Annotated in this window: 14 protein-coding genes and 1 tRNA gene; 2 read left to right on the top strand and 13 right to left on the bottom strand. The window is 65.8% G+C overall.

The features are described from left to right. The first annotated feature begins 181 nt into the window (after window positions 1-181). Entirely contained in the window at window positions 182-604 is a 423-nt protein-coding gene (locus tag MK181_08060; protein ID MCH2419754.1) for a pyridoxamine 5'-phosphate oxidase family protein, read from the top strand. A 71-nt stretch (window positions 605-675) separates the two neighbouring features. On the opposite strand, the gene MK181_08055 is transcribed toward MK181_08060, so the two are convergent. The 8 genes from MK181_08055 to MK181_08020 form a co-directional block, all read right to left on the bottom strand. Next, window positions 676-759 (bottom strand) — tRNA-Leu (locus MK181_08055). Between the two features lie 84 nt (window positions 760-843). Then, the gene (gene secG / locus MK181_08050; protein ID MCH2419753.1) at window positions 844-1068 is read right to left on the bottom strand and encodes a preprotein translocase subunit SecG; all 225 of its coding nucleotides are present in this window, start codon (window positions 1066-1068) and stop codon (window positions 844-846) included. Window positions 1069-1099: 31 nt separating this feature from the next. Then, on the bottom strand, window positions 1100-1879 hold the full coding sequence (tpiA, locus tag MK181_08045; protein ID MCH2419752.1) for a triose-phosphate isomerase: 780 nt from the start codon (window positions 1877-1879) through the stop codon (window positions 1100-1102). 18 nt (window positions 1880-1897) lie between these two features. Further along, window positions 1898-3016, bottom strand: coding sequence for a phosphoglycerate kinase (locus tag MK181_08040; protein ID MCH2419751.1), 1119 nt, complete (start codon window positions 3014-3016; stop codon window positions 1898-1900). Between the two features lie 27 nt (window positions 3017-3043). Then, the gene (gene gap, locus MK181_08035) at window positions 3044-4081 is read right to left on the bottom strand and encodes a type I glyceraldehyde-3-phosphate dehydrogenase (protein MCH2419750.1); all 1038 of its coding nucleotides are present in this window, start codon (window positions 4079-4081) and stop codon (window positions 3044-3046) included. A gap of 135 nt (window positions 4082-4216) precedes the next feature. Next, window positions 4217-5083 carry a YvcK family protein gene (locus tag MK181_08030; GenBank protein ID MCH2419749.1) on the bottom strand — a complete coding sequence of 289 codons (867 nt, stop codon included), beginning with the start codon at window positions 5081-5083 and terminating at the stop codon, window positions 4217-4219. After that, window positions 5080-5928, bottom strand: a complete 849-nt coding sequence (gene rapZ, locus MK181_08025; protein MCH2419748.1) for an RNase adapter RapZ — start codon at window positions 5926-5928, stop codon at window positions 5080-5082. The genes MK181_08030 and rapZ overlap by 4 nt, the downstream gene beginning before the upstream one ends. Before the next feature lie 31 nt (window positions 5929-5959). Beyond that, on the bottom strand, window positions 5960-6721 hold the full coding sequence (locus MK181_08020) for a class I SAM-dependent methyltransferase (protein MCH2419747.1): 762 nt from the start codon (window positions 6719-6721) through the stop codon (window positions 5960-5962). Between the two features lie 68 nt (window positions 6722-6789). Here MK181_08020 and MK181_08015 point away from each other — a divergent pair, with 68 nt between their 5' ends. Further along, complete coding sequence (locus MK181_08015; GenBank protein ID MCH2419746.1) at window positions 6790-7638, top strand: DMT family transporter; 849 nt, start codon at window positions 6790-6792, stop codon at window positions 7636-7638. 18 nt (window positions 7639-7656) lie between these two features. Here the strand turns inward: MK181_08015 and uvrC are convergent, their stop codons facing one another. The 5 genes from uvrC to rpsA all read right to left on the bottom strand — a co-directional run bounded on the left by uvrC (window position 7657) and on the right by rpsA (window position 16731). Further along, window positions 7657-9519: an excinuclease ABC subunit UvrC gene (uvrC, locus tag MK181_08010; protein ID MCH2419745.1), complete on the bottom strand. Its 1863-nt coding sequence runs from the start codon at window positions 9517-9519 to the stop codon at window positions 7657-7659. A gap of 93 nt (window positions 9520-9612) precedes the next feature. Next, complete coding sequence (gene uvrA, locus MK181_08005; GenBank protein ID MCH2419744.1) at window positions 9613-12468, bottom strand: excinuclease ABC subunit UvrA; 2856 nt, start codon at window positions 12466-12468, stop codon at window positions 9613-9615. An 87-nt stretch (window positions 12469-12555) separates the two neighbouring features. Next, on the bottom strand, window positions 12556-14643 hold the full coding sequence (uvrB, locus tag MK181_08000) for an excinuclease ABC subunit UvrB (GenBank protein MCH2419743.1): 2088 nt from the start codon (window positions 14641-14643) through the stop codon (window positions 12556-12558). 49 nt (window positions 14644-14692) lie between these two features. Next, the gene (gene coaE / locus MK181_07995) at window positions 14693-15340 is read right to left on the bottom strand and encodes a dephospho-CoA kinase (protein MCH2419742.1); all 648 of its coding nucleotides are present in this window, start codon (window positions 15338-15340) and stop codon (window positions 14693-14695) included. Window positions 15341-15372: 32 nt separating this feature from the next. Continuing rightward, complete coding sequence (gene rpsA, locus MK181_07990) at window positions 15373-16731, bottom strand: 30S ribosomal protein S1 (GenBank protein ID MCH2419741.1); 1359 nt, start codon at window positions 16729-16731, stop codon at window positions 15373-15375. Window positions 16732-16777: the final 46 nt, after the last annotated feature.

The raw sequence follows: 16777 nt of genomic DNA, 5'->3' as shown, positions 1-16777 counted from the left end.
ACCATGCTACACAGCGGACAGCATGGGGCGGCCACTCTGCGTAAAGGGCGGGGGACTTGAACGCCCCCGACCACGTTCTCTGGTGTCATCTCCCCATTGTTCCAGGCGGGTGTGACGTCAGGGTGTGTCACCCCCGTGGCTCCCTAGAGGGATTGGTTCGGCCAGACTGGCGTCCATGTCTATGAAGATGACCAAGGAAGAACGTGAGGTGTTCCTCGCCGACCTGCACGTGGGTGTGCTCGGCGTCAACCACGGCGACATCCCGCTCGCCGTGCCGATTTGGTACGACTACGAACCCGGCGGCGATGTGTGGCTGCTGACCAGCCCCGAGTCGATCAAGGGCAAGGGTCTCGAGGCGACCGGCCAGTTCTCGCTGTGTGCCCAGACCGAGACGCCGCCCTACAAGTACGTCACCGTCACCGGCACCCTTCGGGAGGTCGAAGACAGCACGCCCGAGGCGTCGAAGCACATGGCGTACCGCTACCTCGGCCCGGAGTTCGGCGACATGTACCTCGCGGCCAACGCCGACAGCGAAGGCAGCAGCAAGCTCTATCGGCTCACGCCGGAGCGTTGGTACACGGTCGACTACGGCAAGGCGTTCTAGACCGGCAGACACAATGAAACTCCGCTGCCCGTAAACGAGCAGCGAACCCTATGAAATAGCGGTTCTAGTCGTGTCGGAGGGGGGACTTGAACCCCCACGCCCTTGCGGGCACCAGCCCCTCAAGCTGGCGCGTCTGCCAATTCCGCCACTCCGACGTGGCTTCCGGACTTATCCGGAACGGCGGCCAATCTACCGGTCGCTCTACCGTGCCCCGCAGGGCCAACAGGGCCTGACGGCTGCTAGAAGAGGAGGCCCAGGGTGATTGTGGTGAAGGCAAAGACCAGGGCCGTTAGCACGGTTATCCGGTCCAGATTCTGTTCCACCACAGTCGAACCGGCGGTCTGGGCGCCGATACCCCCGCCGAACATGTCGGACAAGCCGCCTCCCTTCCCGCTGTGAAGCAGCACGAGAAAGATCAGGCCGAGCCCCGAGAGAGCCTGAACGATGGCAACGATTACGAACATGGTGGGCTGAAGGCTATCGGTGGCCGGACGGTCACCCGACCAGTCGGTAGGCGATGATCCGGGCGAACTCGTCAGCATCCAGCGAAGCCCCTCCAACCAGTGCGCCGTCGATGTCGGATTGCCGCATCAGGTCAGGAGCATTGACCGGTTTGACCGAACCGCCGTACTGGATACGGATGCTGTCAGCCGCCTCAGCCCCCCACCTGGAGCGCACCACGCTCCGGATGGTCCCGCACATCTCCTGAGCATCCTCGGGGGTGGCCGTCTGGCCGGTCCCGATGGCCCAGATGGGCTCATAGGCCACCACAAGGTCCGCCACTTGCGGGGCCTTCAGCCCGGCCAGGCCAGCTAGCACCTGATGCTCAACCTTGGCCTTCGCCTGTCCGGCCTCCCGTTCCTCGAGGGTCTCGCCGCAGCACATGATGGGCGTCATCCCGGCAGCAAGGATCGCCTCAACCTTGCGTTTCACATCGTCGTCCGTCTCGCCGAACAGTTCTCGGCGTTCCGAGTGGCCGACGACCACCAGGGACACGTTCAGCTTGGCGAGCATGGCCGGTGACACCTCGCCGGTAAATGCCCCTTTCTCCTCCCAGTGGCAGTGTTGGGCACCGAGGGCCACTGGGATCTCGTCTGACTCCAGCACCGTTTGGATCGACCGCAGGTCGGTGAACGGTGGATGGATCGACACGTCGACCGCGTCGTAGTCGTTAGCCGACAGTAGATACGACAACTTCTGGACCATCTGGATGGCCTCGAAGTGGTTGTGGTGCATCTTCCAGTTCCCGCTGATCAGCGGCTTGCGACTGGTCATGGCTACTCCCCTGTCTCGCTACCGCTCCCCGCGCAGGGCCGCCAGCCCCGGCAGGTCGCCCCGTTCGATCAATTCCAGCGCCGCGCCGCCACCGGTCGACACGTGGTCCATGCGTCCGTCCAGCCCAAAGAGGCGGGTCGCCGCCGCGCTGTCACCGCCACCGACCACGGTGAAGCCCCGGCAGTCAGCCACCGCCTCGGCCACCGTCCTCGTCCCGGCAGCGAACCGCTCATCCTCAAACACCCCCATCGGACCATTCCACAGAACGGTCCGGGCCTCGGCGATCAGATCACAGAACTCGACGGCCGATCCGGGACCAATGTCCAGACCCATCCATCCGTCCGGAATCGATGTTCCGACCTGTCGTACCTCTCCACCGGCGGACGGGTCACCGACACGGCCCCCCGGTCCGAGGGCCGTGATGTCCAGCGGAAGGCGGATCGGGGCGCCGGAGTCCAGGAGGCGGGCACAGGTGTCGACCATGTCCTCCTCCAGGAGCGACGAGCCCACGGTCGCTCCCCGGGCGGCCAGAAAGGTGAAGCACATCCCGCCGCCCACGATCAGCTCATCGACCACATCGAGAAGCGCCTCGAGCACGCCGAGTTTGTCGCTTACCTTGGCCCCGCCCATGATCCCAACGAAGGGTCGGCGGGCCGTGGTACGAAGTCCTCCGAGGACCTCAACCTCGCGGGCCAGGAGGCGTCCGGCAGCTGACGGGAGGTGACGGGGTGGTCCCACTACCGAGGCGTGGGCCCGGTGTGACGCCCCAAATGCGTCGTTCACGTAGGCGTCTTGGCCCTCGATGAGACGTTCGGTGAACGATGGGTCATCGGCGGCCTCTCCGGGGTCAAACCGTAGGTTCTCCAACAGGTCGACTGTGGGGGCCAGATCTGCCAGACGCTTTCGGATCGGGTCCATTGAGTAGGCGGGGTCCGGTTCACCTTTCGGGCGTCCCAAGTGACAACAGACGGTGACCTGGGCCCCGGCGTCGACCAAGTACCGCAAGGTCGGCAGTGCTGCACGAATCCGTAGGTCGTCGACGATGGCTCCATCAGCCATCGGAACGTTGAAGTCGCAGCGGACTAGCACCCGCTGTCCTTGCAGGTCGCCGAGATCCTCTAGTCGGGGAAGGTCCATGGGCGATCTTCGCTCGGGGCGAGTCCGCTACCTCCGCCTGCCGGCCTGGGCCTTCTTCGTGCGGCGGGTGCCGACGATCTTCACCAGGTCGACGAGGCGCGTTGAGTAACCCATCTCGTTGTCGTACCAGCCGCAGACCTTCACCATCTTGCCCACGGCCATTGTCAGGCCGGCATCAAAGGTGCATGAGGCTGGTCGGCCGACGATGTCGGCCGAGACCAGCGGCTCCTCGCTGTAGTCGAGGACCTTGGCCAGCGGGCCGCTCTTCGCCGCTGCGGCGAACGCTGCGTTGACCTGTTCGACGGTGGCATTTTTCCTCAGCGTGCCCACAAAGTCGGTAATCGAACCGTCGGGGATCGGGACACGCAGCGAGATGCCATCCAACTTTCCCTTCATCTTGGGCATGACCAGGCTGGTGGCTCGGGCGGCTCCCGTCGACGTCGGAACGATGTTCACGGCCGCCCCGCGGGCCCGACGCAGGTCACTGTGGGGTCCGTCCACGAGGCTCTGGTCTCCGGTGTAAGCGTGGGTGGTAGTCATGAAGCCCTGCTCCACCCCGAAGGCGTCGTCCAGAACCTTGATCATGGGCACGAAGCAGTTGGTGGTGCACGAGGCGTTGGAGACCACGTGGTGTTTCGCCGGGTCGTAGTCGTCATCGTTTACTCCGACCACGAACGTGGCGTCGCAGTCCCCCGATGGAGCCGAAATGATGACCTTCTTTGCCCCGCCCGCCAGGTGGAGCGCGGCCTTGTCCCGAGCCGTAAAGAAGCCTGTTGACTCGACGACCACCTCCACACCCAGGTCGCCCCAAGACAGGTTTCCGGGGTCGCGCTCCGACAGGACCCGGATCTTCTGGCCGTCGACCACAATGCCGTCCCGGGTGGCCCGCACTTTTGCGTCAAGGCGGCCGTGGACCGAGTCGTTACCGAGCAGGAAGGCCATGGTCTCGATAGAGCCGAGGTCGTTGACGGCAACGAACTCCAGGTCAGCGCCCCGGGCCCTGGCGGCCCGGAAGAAGTTGCGGCCGATCCGGCCAAATCCGTTGATTCCGACACGAACGGTCATGGAAGGTGCTGCCTCCTGCGACAGGAGCGTCGCTAATTGGTGAGAACGGCCGACGGGCCTCCGGGCGGAACGCCGAACCCCTACATTGCTAGCCGGTCACACGGCCCACGACACGGTTCCCATGGTGGAAAACGGTCACAAGTTCGCGGCGGTGCACCGGGCCAGGGCCTTCCCCAAGAGGAGCGGGTCGTGGGATTCACCATCCGGTACTGCGACGGCGGCCCGGTAGAGGACCACGGGTCCCGCCGAGTCCTCACCGTAGGACTCGTCGACCAGGACCATGTCAGGACGCACCCCGTGGTCAGCGAGAATCCGGATCTGGTCCTCTAACGCCCACGGGCCCTCCACGTCGGCCGAGAGGTTGGCTACCAGCACCAGAGGCCCGCTGCGTCGAGCGAGAGCTTCCTCCACGTCGGGGGCCAGAACGGACGCTAAGACGCTGGTGTAGAGCGAGCCCGGACCCAGGACTACCTGGTCGGCGGCCTCGATAGCCGTCACGGTTTCCGGCGGCGACCGTACGTCCGATGGCGACAGGCGTAGCTCCACGATTCCTGCCGCCCGGTGCACCGAGACTTGACCTTCGACCTCCCAGTCTCCGGTGTCAGCGACCAGGTCGACCGGCCGGCTTGTCGCCGGCAGCACCCGTCCCACAGATCCGACCAGGCGGCCCACCTCGTCGAGGGCCGCCACCAGGTCGCCCGAAGCGGCAGCTAGCCCAGCGATCAGAAGGTTGCCGAGGGCGTGGCCCTGCAATTCGCCCCCCTCAAAACGCCACCCCATCTCGGCCGTCAGCATCGAGCTACCCCCTAGTGCCTCAAAGCACCGTCTCAGGTCCCCTGGTGCCGGCCCGCCGGCCGCAGCTCGGATCCGGCCGCTGGATCCGCCATCGTCGGCGATAGATACCACCGCCGTCATCTCCTGGGCGTATGTCCGGATGGCTCGCAGGCTGGTGGCCAGGCCGTGGCCGCCGCCTAGGGCGCAGACCCGACCCGGAGCACTCACCGGTCGACGTCGCGGTGGCTCACTGCAGGGTCGAATCCTCGACCGCGGAGCATCTCGGCCACCGTCTCAGCTACGGCCACTGACCGGTGACGGCCACCGGTGCACCCGAGGGCTACCGAGAGGTAGGACTTCCCCTCGGCCACGTAGGCGGGAAGCAACATGGTCAGCAGGTCCTCCAGTTGATCTAGGAACTCCTGGGTGACCGAATGACCGAGAACGTGCTCCCGGACCGGACCGTCTAGGCCGGACAGCGGGCGGAGTTCGGGGATCCAGTGCGGGTTGGGGAGAAATCGGCAATCGAAGACCAAGTCGGCGTCGCGCGGCAGGCCGTGCTTGTAGCCGAATGACGTGACGGTGGTCCGCATCGGCCGGTCATCAGCCTCTCCGTAGAGGGCCGACACCCGGTCCCGGAGCTCGTGCACGTTCATGTCAGAGGTGTCCAGTACCAGGTCGGCCGCAGCACGAACTGGTTCCATTAGCTCTCGTTCGGCCCGAATGGCCTCCTCAAGGCCCGTGTTCTCGGAAAACGGGTGGGGTCTCCTGCTGCTCTCATAACGACGAACCAGGGCCTCCGTAGAGCAGTTCAGGAAGACCACACGTAACCGGTCTCCGATAGACCGCAGCTCGGCCACCGCTCCCAGGGTCTCGCCACCCACCGTGTCGGCCCGGAGCACGAAGGCCACCCGGCTCCAGGCCCCACCGTCACCCATGGCCAACGCTGCCACCTTGGCGCTGATGTCCGGGGGTAGGCGGTCGATGACAAACCAGCCGAGGTCCTCCAGGTCTTTCGAGAACTCACTTCGCCCAGCACCCGAGAGGCCGGTGATCAACAAGAGGTCGCCCACGGGACCAGCGTAGACGGCACCTCCCCGGCTCTCAGGGGCCGCCCGTTCCGCCAGGAGTCCGATCGGCCACGAGGACTAGGAGTCGTGGGATGGTGACCGCAGCCCGGTAGCCGGCTGCCCGGTTCAAAAACCCGTCCGGTGGGGTCGGCTCGTGCATCCGGCGGAGTACTAGGCCGTGGTCGGCCAGGGCGTTTATGTACCGACTCAGCGGCCGATGAACGAACGGCAGGAAGACCCCCTTGTCGACCTCCTCCAACTCCATTGACTCCACTAGGTAGGGGCCTATCCGCCAGTACTGCTCAGGCGGATCTAGGACCTGGTCGTCGATCCATCCGCTCCCCGGCGTCTGGAGCAGCGGATGGTTGAGAAAGAAGGCGAAGCGTCCGCCCGGTCGCAACACCCGGGCCACCTCACCGATGGCCTCGTCCATGGCCTCGATGTGCTCGAAGACCAGACAGGCCACCACGGCGTCGAACGACGCTGCGTCGAAGGGCAGGTCGTCCGCTGCGGCCCGAAGGTACGAGGGTCCACCACCTCGAGCCGTCGCCTCACTGGCTTGGGCCGCCGTGGGGTCCACGCCAACTACCGTCGAGGCCCCACCGGCCGCTACCAGCCGGCTGACCTGGCCCTCCCCGGCACCTACGTCCAGCACCCGGTCGTAGCCGGCCAGCAACTCGGCGGCCAGGGGCAGGATCTGCTCCACGTACTCTGCGTCGGCACCATCGGTGAAGCCGTCCTGCCACCATGTCGCGTGGACCTCCCACGGGTCGGGGTCCGGTGGGTAGTCATCCACGGTCCGAGCATCGCGCGACACGGCCACGACCACGGCCTCCGGTCGGCCGCGCCATAGCCTCCGCCGGCATGGCCGCCGCCCTTGCCCTCCTATCCGCCGTCCTCTTCGGGGCCGGTGACTTTTTCGGCGGGACGGCGGCCCGGCGTACCCACGTACTGGTGGTGGTGGCTGCTTCCCACGTGATCGGCCTGGTCATGATCTTGGCCGTTGCTCCGGCCATGGCCGACGCCGTGACCAGTCGGGACCTGGTTTATGGGGCCCTAGCCGGTTTGTTCGGCCTGGTCGGGATCGTCTGCCTCTACCACTGTCTCGGCCGGGGTCCGATGGCCGTCGTTGCGCCGACGACCGCCATCAGCAACGCCGTCCTCCCCGTCTTGTGGGGGGTGGCCCACGGCGAGCGCCTTTCAACGGTGAATGTGGTCGGAGTGCTCCTCGGGCTAGTCGCCATCGGTCTGATTTCCGGCGGCACCGGCATCTGGCGTCTAGCCGGCGCCATACGTGTTCCCCCCACCCTGATTCTGGAGGCGCTTCTGGCCGGGGTGGGGTTCGCCGGGTTTTACATCTTTATGGACGCCACCACCGAGGCCAGCACCCCCTGGCCCCTGGTTAGCGCCCGCGTCGTGTCGGCCGGCTTAGCCCTCTTGCTGCTTCTCCGCATCGGGCGATCCCCCATCCCGAAGAGGGCTGAGGGCGGCGCAGCCATTGTTTTCGCCGGTCTTCTCGACATGGCGGCCAACCTCGCCATCCTGATGGCCATACACCGCGGGCTGCTCAGCCTCACCGTGGCCCTCAGCTCGCTGTATCCGGCCACCACAGTCATCTTGGCTCGTACGGTCCTCAACGAGCGGATGAGCCGGGGTCAGGTAGCGGGCGTGGTCGGCGCACTGGTCGCCGTGGCCTGCATCGTCGGCGGATAGCGTCCCGCCTCGGTGTTCTCAGGCTGGCTGGTGGGCGGCAGCGTGGACGGCCTCGGCCACTGCATCGGGCAGCCAGGTAAGCGCCAGTAGATCGTCAAGGGAAGCCCGCTGGACGGCACGCACTCCACCGAAGGCCGCCACGAGTCGCTTCTGCCGGGCCGGGCCCAGACCTGGGATCCCGTCCAGGACCGAACCGGTCATACGACGGGACCGCAACAAGCGGTGGTAGTCGACGGCAAACCGGTGCGACTCATCCCGGATCCGCTGGAGGAGGTACAGGCCTTCGGAGCCCCGATCCAGGCTGACCGGATCTGGGGAACCGGGACGAAACACCTCCTCAAACTGCTTGGCAAGGGCAGCCACTGGGATCCGGTCGGCCAGACCCAGATCGGCCACCACCCGCTCGGCGACCCCCAACTGTCCCTTGCCGCCGTCCACGAGGAGGAGTTGGGGCGGGTAGGAAAATCGTCCTGGTCGCTCGTCGATGGGCAGGGCCCGTTCTTTCAGAAAGGCGGTCAGCCGGCGGGTCAGGACCTCGGACATGGCTGCGTAATCGTCGTTGCCGTCGACGTGGCGAATCCGGAACCGCCGGTACTCCGATTTATTGGGTAGGCCGTCCTCCAGGACGACCATGGACCCCACGTAGTCGGTTCCCTGCAGGTGGCTCATATCGAAGCACTCGATACGTAGCGGCGCCTCGGGCAGCGACAGCGCCTGCTGGAGCTCGTTCAGCGCTCGCGCCCGGCTGTTGTGGTCGGCGGCCCGCTTCATGCGGTGGCGTACGAATTCTTCGTCGGCGTTTCGGGTCACTGTCTCCAACAGGGAGCGCTTGTCGCCGCGCTTCGGGACGCGGATGGTGACCGGCCCCTCGCGTTCGCCGCCCAGCCACCGGGCCAGCAGGGGCCCATCCTCCGGGTCGTCGGGCACCAGCACCTCCCGGGGGACCCCTCGGGGCGGATCGTCCCGGTAGTGAGCCGACAGGACCTCGGCTACCAGCTGCCCCCGGTCAAGGTCTTCGGCCCGGTCGACGACGAAGCCCTTTCGCCCCACCACTCGACCCCGTCGTACGTAGAACACCTGGGCGGCGGCCTCCAACTCGTCGCCGGCCAAACCGAATACGTCGAGGTCCTCGTTGCGGGACGTCACCATCTGCTGCTTCTCAAGGGCCTGTAGCACGCTGGCCAGTCGGTCCCGCCACCGGGCCGCTGCCTCGAACTCTCGGGCATCGGCCGCCGCGGCCATCTCTGAGCGGAGACGAGCCACCACCTCGTCAGAGTCGCCATCCAGGAAACGCAGTAGGTCGCGGACGATCTCGGAGTAATCCTCGTGTGTGATCTCGCCCACGCACGGGCCGCTGCACTTCTCTATGTGAAAGAGCAGACATGGCCGACCCAGTCGCTGGTGCTCGCGGAACTTAGCGTCGGTGCAGGTCCGGGCCGGGAAGGTGCGTAGCACCAGGTCCAGGGTCTCCCGGATCGCCCCGGCGTGTCCGTAGGGCCCGAAGTAGCGCACCCCCCGCCGACGCTTCCCCCGGGTGACCATCGGCCGGGGCCACTCGTCCCCCACGGTGACGGCCAGGAATGGGTACGACTTGTCATCTTTCAGGTCCACGTTGAAGCGGGGGTGGTGTTCTTGGATGAGGCTGAACTCCAGCATGAGCGCCTCCAGCTCATTGGTTACCTGGATCCATTCCACGGTGGCCGCCTCGTCCAGCATGTTCGCCGTCCGCGAGGCCAGGCGGTCTCGACGGCCGAAGTAACTGTTCAGGCGGTTCCGGAGGCTCTTCGCCTTGCCCACGTAGAGGATCCGGCCCTCGGAGTCGCGGAATTGGTACGAGCCCGGTGCATCGGGCACCGTGCCCGCCGATGGGCGTTCGACCATTCCCCGAGAGTAGGGGCCAAAGCGCCACCGGGGATCCGTCGGGTCATCTCTCGGCGCTGTGACCCTGAACGTCGGCCCCGGTGGTTCGGCTGATCAGCCCAAGATCCCGGCCAGGAAGCGCCCGGTGTGACTCTCGGGAACCGTAGCTACCTCCTCCGGAGTGCCGGTAGCTACCACCATCCCGCCGCCGTCACCGCCCTCCGGACCCAGGTCGACCAACCAGTCGGCGGTTTTCACGACGTCCAGGTTGTGCTCGATCACGATCACCGTGTTGCCCTGGTCAACGAGCCGGTTGAGGACTCCCAACAGCTTACGGACGTCCTCAAAGTGGAGGCCGGTGGTCGGCTCGTCGAGGATGTAGACGGTGTGACCGGTGGGTCGCTTGGCCAACTCGCTGGCCAGCTTGACCCGCTGGGCCTCACCGCCCGACAGGGTGGGTGCCGACTGTCCCAGCCGCACGTAGCCCAGACCCACGTCGACCAGCGTCTGCATGTGACGCGTGATGGACGGCTGATTCTGGAAGAACTCCAGGGCCTCGTCACATGGCATATCCAGCACGTCAGCGATGGTCCGCCCCTTGAACCGGACATCCAGTGTGTCGCGGTTGTACCGCTGGCCCCGGCACACCTCGCACGGGACGTATACGTCGGGCAGAAAGTGCATCTCAATCCGCAACGTGCCGTCGCCAGAGCAAGCATCACACCGGCCGCCCTTCACGTTGAAGCTGAACCGACCCGGTTGATACCCCCGAATCCGGGACTCCTCGGTCCGGGCGAACAGTTTCCGGACGTGGTCGAACACGCCGGTGTAAGTGGCGGTATTGGAGCGGGGTGTCCGCCCAATGGGCGTCTGATCGATGTTGATGACCTTGTCGATCCCGTCCACTCCCTCCAGGGCCGTGTGGAGGCCCGGTGGGACCTTGGACCGGTACACCTTTTGCATCAGGGCCTTGTGGAGGATTTCGTTTATCAGGGTGGACTTCCCGGACCCCGATACTCCAGTGACAGCGACAAAGCACCCCAAGGGGAGCTCCACGTCCAGGTCCCGCAGGTTGTTCTCCCGGGCACCGCGTACCAGCAGGCGGTCGCCACCGGCCGACCGTCGGATCTGGGGCACCGGGATCATCTTTTTTCCCGAGAGGTACTGGCCGGTCAGCGAGCCTGAGCGCTTCAGGAGGCCAGCCACGTTGCCGGAGTGGACGATGTCTCCCCCGTGCTCGCCTGCACCCGGCCCGATGTCCACCACGTGGTCGGCTGCCCGGATGGTCTCCTCGTCGTGCTCCACCACGATCACCGTGTTCCCGAGGTCCCTGAGGCGCTCTAGGGTCTCGATGAGACGTCGGTTGTCCCGTTGGTGAAGGCCGATGGACGGTTCGTCTAGCACGTAGAGCACCCCGACCAGCCCGCTCCCAATCTGCGAGGCCAACCGGATTCGTTGGGCTTCTCCGCCGGCCAGGGTGGCAGCCGAGCGTGACAGGCTCAGGTAGTCGAGGCCCACATCCAGCAGGAACCCCAGGCGGGCGTTGATCTCCTTCTGCACCTGCTCGGCAATCAGGGCATCGCGGTCAGATAGCTCGAGGTCGCTGAGTACCTTGGCCGATTCGGCGATGGAGAGGCCACACACCTCGGACAGGGAGTGGCCGTCCACGGTCACGGCCAATGACAGGGGGTTCAGACGAGCCCCGGCACATGCCGGGCAGGCCACCTGACGCATGTAACCCTCGAGCTGTTCCCGTTGGCCGTCTGTCTCGGCGTCCTGGTGCCGACGCCTGAGGTAGGGCATCACGCCCTCGAAATTGGCCGAGTAGACCCGCGATCGTCCGAACCGGTTGCGGTACCGGACCTGGACCCGGCCACCGATACCCCCCTCCATGAGCGTCTTGCGATGTCGGGCGGGCAGCTTCCGCCACGGCACGGCGGAATCGATGCCCTGGTCTTCGGCCACCGCCTCCAGAAGGCGGGCGAAGTACCGGTTCCGTCCCCCTGACCAGGGGGCGATGGCCCCTTCGGCGAGGCTCAGGTCAGGGTTGGGCACCACCAGCTCGGCGTCCACCTCGAACACCGTGCCCAGGCCGTCGCAGTGGGTGCAGGCCCCGTAGGGGCTGTTGAACGAGAAGTTCCGGGGGGCCAGGTCCTCAAAAGATTTTCCATCGCTGGGCCGCGAGAGGTGTTGGCTGAACACGATGGTTCGGGGTTCTACCGGCTCCCCGTCTTCGTCAACCTCTCCGTCCCGGGGAACCACCTGGATCTCGGCTACCCCCTCGGCTAGGGCCAGGGCGGTCTCCATGGACTCGGTGAGGCGCCGTTCTAGGCCGTCTCTGAGGACCAGACGGTCCACTACTACCTGGATGGTGTGCATCTCGTAACGAGCCAGATCCAGGTCGTCGCCCAGTTCGTGGACCTCTCCGTCCACGACGGCCCGGCTGAACCCCTGGGCTGCCAGGTCGGCTAGCAGGGTGTCGTAGGTTCCCTTGCGGCCCCGGACCACCGGGGCCAGCACCTGGAACCGGGTGCCCTCCTCCATCTCCAGAACCCGGTCCACGATCTGCTGTGGGGTCTGGCGTACAAGGCGTTCACCGGTCTCCGGGTCGTGGGGCACGCCGATCCGGGCGTAGAGGAGTCGCAGGTAGTCGTAGACCTCGGTAATGGTGCCAACTGTGGACCGTGGGTTACGCGAGGCGCTCTTCTGGTCAATGGAGATAGACGGCGACAGTCCCTCGATGAAGTCCACGTCGGGTTTGTCCATCTGGCCGAGAAACTGGCGGGCGTATGCCGACAGCGATTCCACGTACCGTCGCTGGCCCTCGGCATAGATGGTGTCGAAGGCCAACGACGACTTGCCCGAGCCGGAGATCCCGGTGAACACGATCAGTTGATCGCGTGGCAGGTTCAGGTCGATGTTCCGGAGGTTGTGCTCGCGCGCTCCCTTGACGATCAACCGGTCCGACATCGCCGGCGAGCCTAGGCCGGGGTCGCCGGGACCCCGATGCCGGCAGGCCTTCGCAGGGGTATCGCCTTGCCGGACCGGGCTGGCCCCTCAGACAGCCTCCGAGAGGTCCCGTAACTCCCGCTCGATTTCCTTGATCTCATCTCGGAGCCGGGCCGCGTACTCGAACCGGAGATCAGCCGCCGCCTCCCCCATCTCCTGTTCCAGGGTAAACAGCAGGCGTTGGAGGTCGGCGTGGCCCATCTCGGCGAAGTCCTCAACCAGGCGTTCGGTCCTCCGCCTACGTCCGCGGGGCGTAGGCGCCGTCGCTGAGTCGGGTCGGATCATTTCCAAGATGTCGCTGACCGCCTTGCGCACCGTCTGGGGGTCAATGCCGTGCTTGGCGTTGTGGGCCTGCTGGAGGTTGCGACGACGCTTCGTCTCGGCGATGGCCCGTCGCATGGACGGCGTGACCTTGTCGGCGTACATCACCACTTCTCCGTCCACGTTCCGGGCCGCGCGACCAATGGTCTGGACAAGGGAGGTCTCGCTGCGCAGGAAGCCCTCCTTGTCGGCGTCCAGGATGGCCACCAGGGAGACCTCCGGGAGGTCCAGGCCCTCACGGAGCAGGTTGATGCCGACCAGTACGTCGAACTCGCCGAGGCGGAGGTCCCGGAGGATCTCGATTCGTCGCACGGTGTCCACGTCGGAGTGGAGGTAGCGGACCCTGATCCCCTGCTCAACCAGGTAGTCGGTGAGGTCCTCTGCCATCTTCTTGGTCAGGGTGGTCACCAGCACCCGTTGCTCGGCGGCCACCCGGCCGGCGATCATCTCCTGGAGGTCGTCGATCTGATCCTTGGTGGGCCGCACCACGACCTCGGGGTCGACTAGGCCGGTAGGCCGCACGATCTGCTCCACCACGCTGCTACTGGCGTTCAATTCCCAGTCACCGGGCGTGGCCGACAGAAACACCACCTGGCCTACCCGGCCCATGAACTCGTCAAAGGTCAGTGGCCGGTTATCGGCTGCCGACGGGAGCCGAAAACCGTGCTCGACAAGGGTCTCCTTGCGGCTCCGGTCTCCGGCGTATTGGCCGTGGAGCTGCGGGACGCCGACGTGGGACTCGTCGAGCACCACCAGGAAGTCGTCAGGAAAGTAGTCCAGCAGGGTGTAGGGCCGCTCGCCGTAGGTCCGGCCGTCTAGGTGCATGGAGTAGTTCTCGACCCCGGTGCAGTACCCCATCTCGGCCAGCATCTCCAGGTCGTGTTCGGTTCGCATCCGGAGCCGCTGGGCTTCCAGCAAACGATTGTCGGCTTCGAATCGGGCCAGCTGCTCAGCTAATTCATCTTCGATCCCGGTGATGGCCCGCCGGATGTTGGCCGCATCAGCCATGTAGTGAGTGGCCGGGAAGACCACAAGGTCGTCTAGTTGGCGGAGGTGCGCCCCGGTTAGGGGGTCCACCTCGGTGATGGCTTCCACCTCGTCGCCGAACAGCGAGATGCGAAAGGCGGTCTGTTCGTAGGCCGGGTGAACCTCCAGGGTGTCGCCCTTGACGCGGAACCGGCCGCGTTCCAGCACCATGTCGTTCCGCTCGTAGTGCATGTCAATGAGGCGCCCCAAGGTGGCACGGTGGTTGACCTCCTGGCCGACTTCCAGAACCAGGAGCTGTCCCTCGTAGTGCTCCGGGGAGCCCAGGCCGTAGATACACGAGACGGAGGCCACCACGATGGTGTCCCGGCGGGTTAGCAGCGAGGCCGTGGTGGCGTGCCGGAGCCGGTCGATCTCGTCGTTCACCGACGAGTCCTTTTCGATGAAGGTGTCCGAGGTCGGCAAGTAGGCCTCGGGCTGGTAGTAGTCGTAGTAGGAAACGAAGTACTCCACCCGGTTGTCGGGGAAAAACTCTCGCAGCTCATTAGCCAACTGGGCCGCCAGTGCCTTGTTAGGGGCGATAACCAGCGTGGGCCGCTGTACCTGTTCGATGGTCCAAGCGATGGTGGCGCTCTTTCCGCTTCCGGTGATCCCCAGCAGGGTCTGGAACCGCTCTCCTCCCTGGATGCCGTCAGCCAACTCCCTGATGGCCTGCGGCTGGTCTCCGGCCGGTCGGAAGGGCGCTTCTACGCGAAACGCCTGTCCACGCGACGGCCCGACCTGACCGGTGGCTTCGCCGTCGGACGACTCGGGTAACGACGGATCAGCCATCGGGGCATGGTACCCAGCGTCCGCAAGGGGCTCCCGGCCGTTAGGGACTTCAGTTCCGCTCGGTCCGGCTTCCGATCCGGTGAACCTCATGGCCGGGAGGTGGTCGATCCAGGGTGGCGATCCAGGCCCAGGCACGGTCCACCTCGTGTGCCAGGTCGTCCAGGCTGCCGCCGTTGTCGACCACCAGGTCGGCCCGGGCTAGCCGTTCTTCACGGGAGGCTTGGCGGGCGATCCGGTTGCGGGCGTCCTCGGCAGTCAAGCCCCGGCTGACCACCAGACGGGCTAAGGCCAGCTCTGGATCCACGTCGACCACGATGACACCCCCTAGCCCCTCATGGCCTGACTCCACCAATAGGGGGATATCTAAGACCACGGTGTCGTCGGTTGTCGCGAGGTCACGACGTCGACGAGTCATCTCGTCTCCCACGGCCGGGTGGACGATGGCGTTTAGGGCAACTAGCTCGTCGGGGTCGGTGAAGGCCCGAGCGGCCACGGCTCCGCGGTCCAGGGTTCCGTCATCGGCCACCACCTCGTCGCCCCAACGGGCCACCATGGCAGCGAAGACCGGCGTACCCGGCTGTTGGAGTTCCCGGACGATGGCGTCGGCATCCAACAGAGTGGCACCGCGATCGACCAACAGGCCGGCCACAGTGGACTTCCCGGAGCCGATGCCGCTGGTTAGGCCGATCTCCAGCATGGGGTGAGTCGTCTGGAGACGACCCGCTCCGATCAGACCTCGGTGGTCTCCGGCTCGGCGTCTTCGACCGAAGCCTCCTCAACGGCGTCCACCTCTTCGACCGAAGCCCCCTCAACGGCGTCCACCTCTTCGACCGAAGCCCCCTCAACAGCGTCACTTTCGCCGTAGAACTCCGCCCAGGCCTCTTGGCCCTCGGAACTCTCGCCGCCGATGTAGTTGCCCTCGTCATCGTAGGCGTGCTCGCCAAAGTGCTCCTGGTACTCAGCGGCCACCACACCACCCTCGGCTGCCTGCTTGATCGACAGGCTGATCCGGCGACGTTGGAGGTCCAGGTCGATGATCTTCACCCAGAGTTCCTCGCCCGGGGTGACCACCTGTTCGGGAAGCTCTACGTGGTGAGCCGACATCTCCGAGATGTGGACCAGGCCCTCAATCCCGTCGCCCACTTGGACGAACGAGCCGAACGGCACCAACTTGGTCACCCGGCCGTATACCAGCTCCCCCACCTGGTGGGCCCCAGCGAACTCCTGCCAGGGATCCTGCTGGGTTGCCTTCAGCGAGAGACTGATCCGCTCCCGACTGAGGTCGACTTCCAGTACCTGAACCTCGATCTCATCGCCGACCGCTACCACCGAACCGGGGTGGTCGACGTGCTTCCAGGACAACTCCGAGACGTGGACAAGGCCGTCCATGCCACCCAGGTCTACAAAGGCCCCGAAGTTGACCACGCTGGACACCACCCCCCCGCGGACCTCTCCCGGGCGTAGGTCGTGGAGGAACTCCTCGCGTTGCTCTTTCTGAGTCTCTTCCAACCAGGCCCGGCGGGACAGGACCACGTTGTTGCGGTTCTTGTCCAGTTCGATGATTTTCGCGTCGACCGTGGTGCCGATGTACGGCTGCAGGTCACGCACCCGGCGCAACTCGACCAGCGAGGCGGGCAGGAAGCCCCGGAGGCCGATGTCCACTATGAGGCCGCCCTTGACGACCTCGATGACCGAGCCAGAGACCATCCCGTCACCCTCTTTGATCTCCTCGATCCTGCCCCAGGCCCGCTCGTACTGGGCCCGCTTCTTGGACAGGACCAGACGGCCCTCCTTGTCCTCCCGCTGGAGGACCACTGCCTCGATCTTCTCGCCAACGGCAACGATCTCGCTGGGGTCCACGCCATTCCGGATGGAGAGCTCCCGCGGCGGGATCACGCCCTCCGACTTGTAGCCGATGTCCAGCAGGACCTCGTCCTTGTCGACCCGGACGACCGTCCCCTCGACCAACTGGCCGTTCTGGATATCGACCATGGTGGCCGAATACGCCTCGTCCAGGGTCAGGCTTCCGAGGTCGTTCTCGGTAATGGGGCGGGGGGTGTAGGCACCGCTCTCGTCGAAGGTCCCCATGGGCGGGGAGTCGGGGGCTGGTGCAGTCAGGGTCAGGTCGGACACG

Source organism: Acidimicrobiales bacterium (assembly GCA_022452035.1).
In the GTDB taxonomy this organism is placed as follows: domain Bacteria; phylum Actinomycetota; class Acidimicrobiia; order Acidimicrobiales; family MedAcidi-G1; genus UBA9410.
Note: the sequence above shows the minus strand (reverse complement) of the source record. Positions and strands in the feature narration are given on the sequence as shown.

What these genes read in the sequence shown, in the direction of transcription:
- MK181_08060 (MCH2419754.1), top strand. Translation starts at nt 182, where the DNA reads ATGAAGATGACCAAGGAAGAACGTGAGGTGTTCCTCGCCGACCTGCAC.
- secG (MCH2419753.1), bottom strand. Translation starts at nt 1,068, where the DNA reads ATGTTCGTAATCGTTGCCATCGTTCAGGCTCTCTCGGGGCTCGGCCTG.
- tpiA (MCH2419752.1), bottom strand. Translation starts at nt 1,879, where the DNA reads ATGACCAGTCGCAAGCCGCTGATCAGCGGGAACTGGAAGATGCACCAC.
- MK181_08040 (MCH2419751.1), bottom strand. Translation starts at nt 3,016, where the DNA reads ATGGACCTTCCCCGACTAGAGGATCTCGGCGACCTGCAAGGACAGCGG.
- gap (MCH2419750.1), bottom strand. Translation starts at nt 4,081, where the DNA reads ATGACCGTTCGTGTCGGAATCAACGGATTTGGCCGGATCGGCCGCAAC.
- MK181_08015 (MCH2419746.1), top strand. Translation starts at nt 6,790, where the DNA reads ATGGCCGCCGCCCTTGCCCTCCTATCCGCCGTCCTCTTCGGGGCCGGT.
- uvrC (MCH2419745.1), bottom strand. Translation starts at nt 9,519, where the DNA reads ATGGTCGAACGCCCATCGGCGGGCACGGTGCCCGATGCACCGGGCTCG.
- uvrA (MCH2419744.1), bottom strand. Translation starts at nt 12,468, where the DNA reads ATGTCGGACCGGTTGATCGTCAAGGGAGCGCGCGAGCACAACCTCCGG.
- uvrB (MCH2419743.1), bottom strand. Translation starts at nt 14,643, where the DNA reads ATGGCTGATCCGTCGTTACCCGAGTCGTCCGACGGCGAAGCCACCGGT.
- coaE (MCH2419742.1), bottom strand. Translation starts at nt 15,340, where the DNA reads ATGCTGGAGATCGGCCTAACCAGCGGCATCGGCTCCGGGAAGTCCACT.
- rpsA (MCH2419741.1), bottom strand. Translation starts at nt 16,731, where the DNA reads ATGGGGACCTTCGACGAGAGCGGTGCCTACACCCCCCGCCCCATTACC.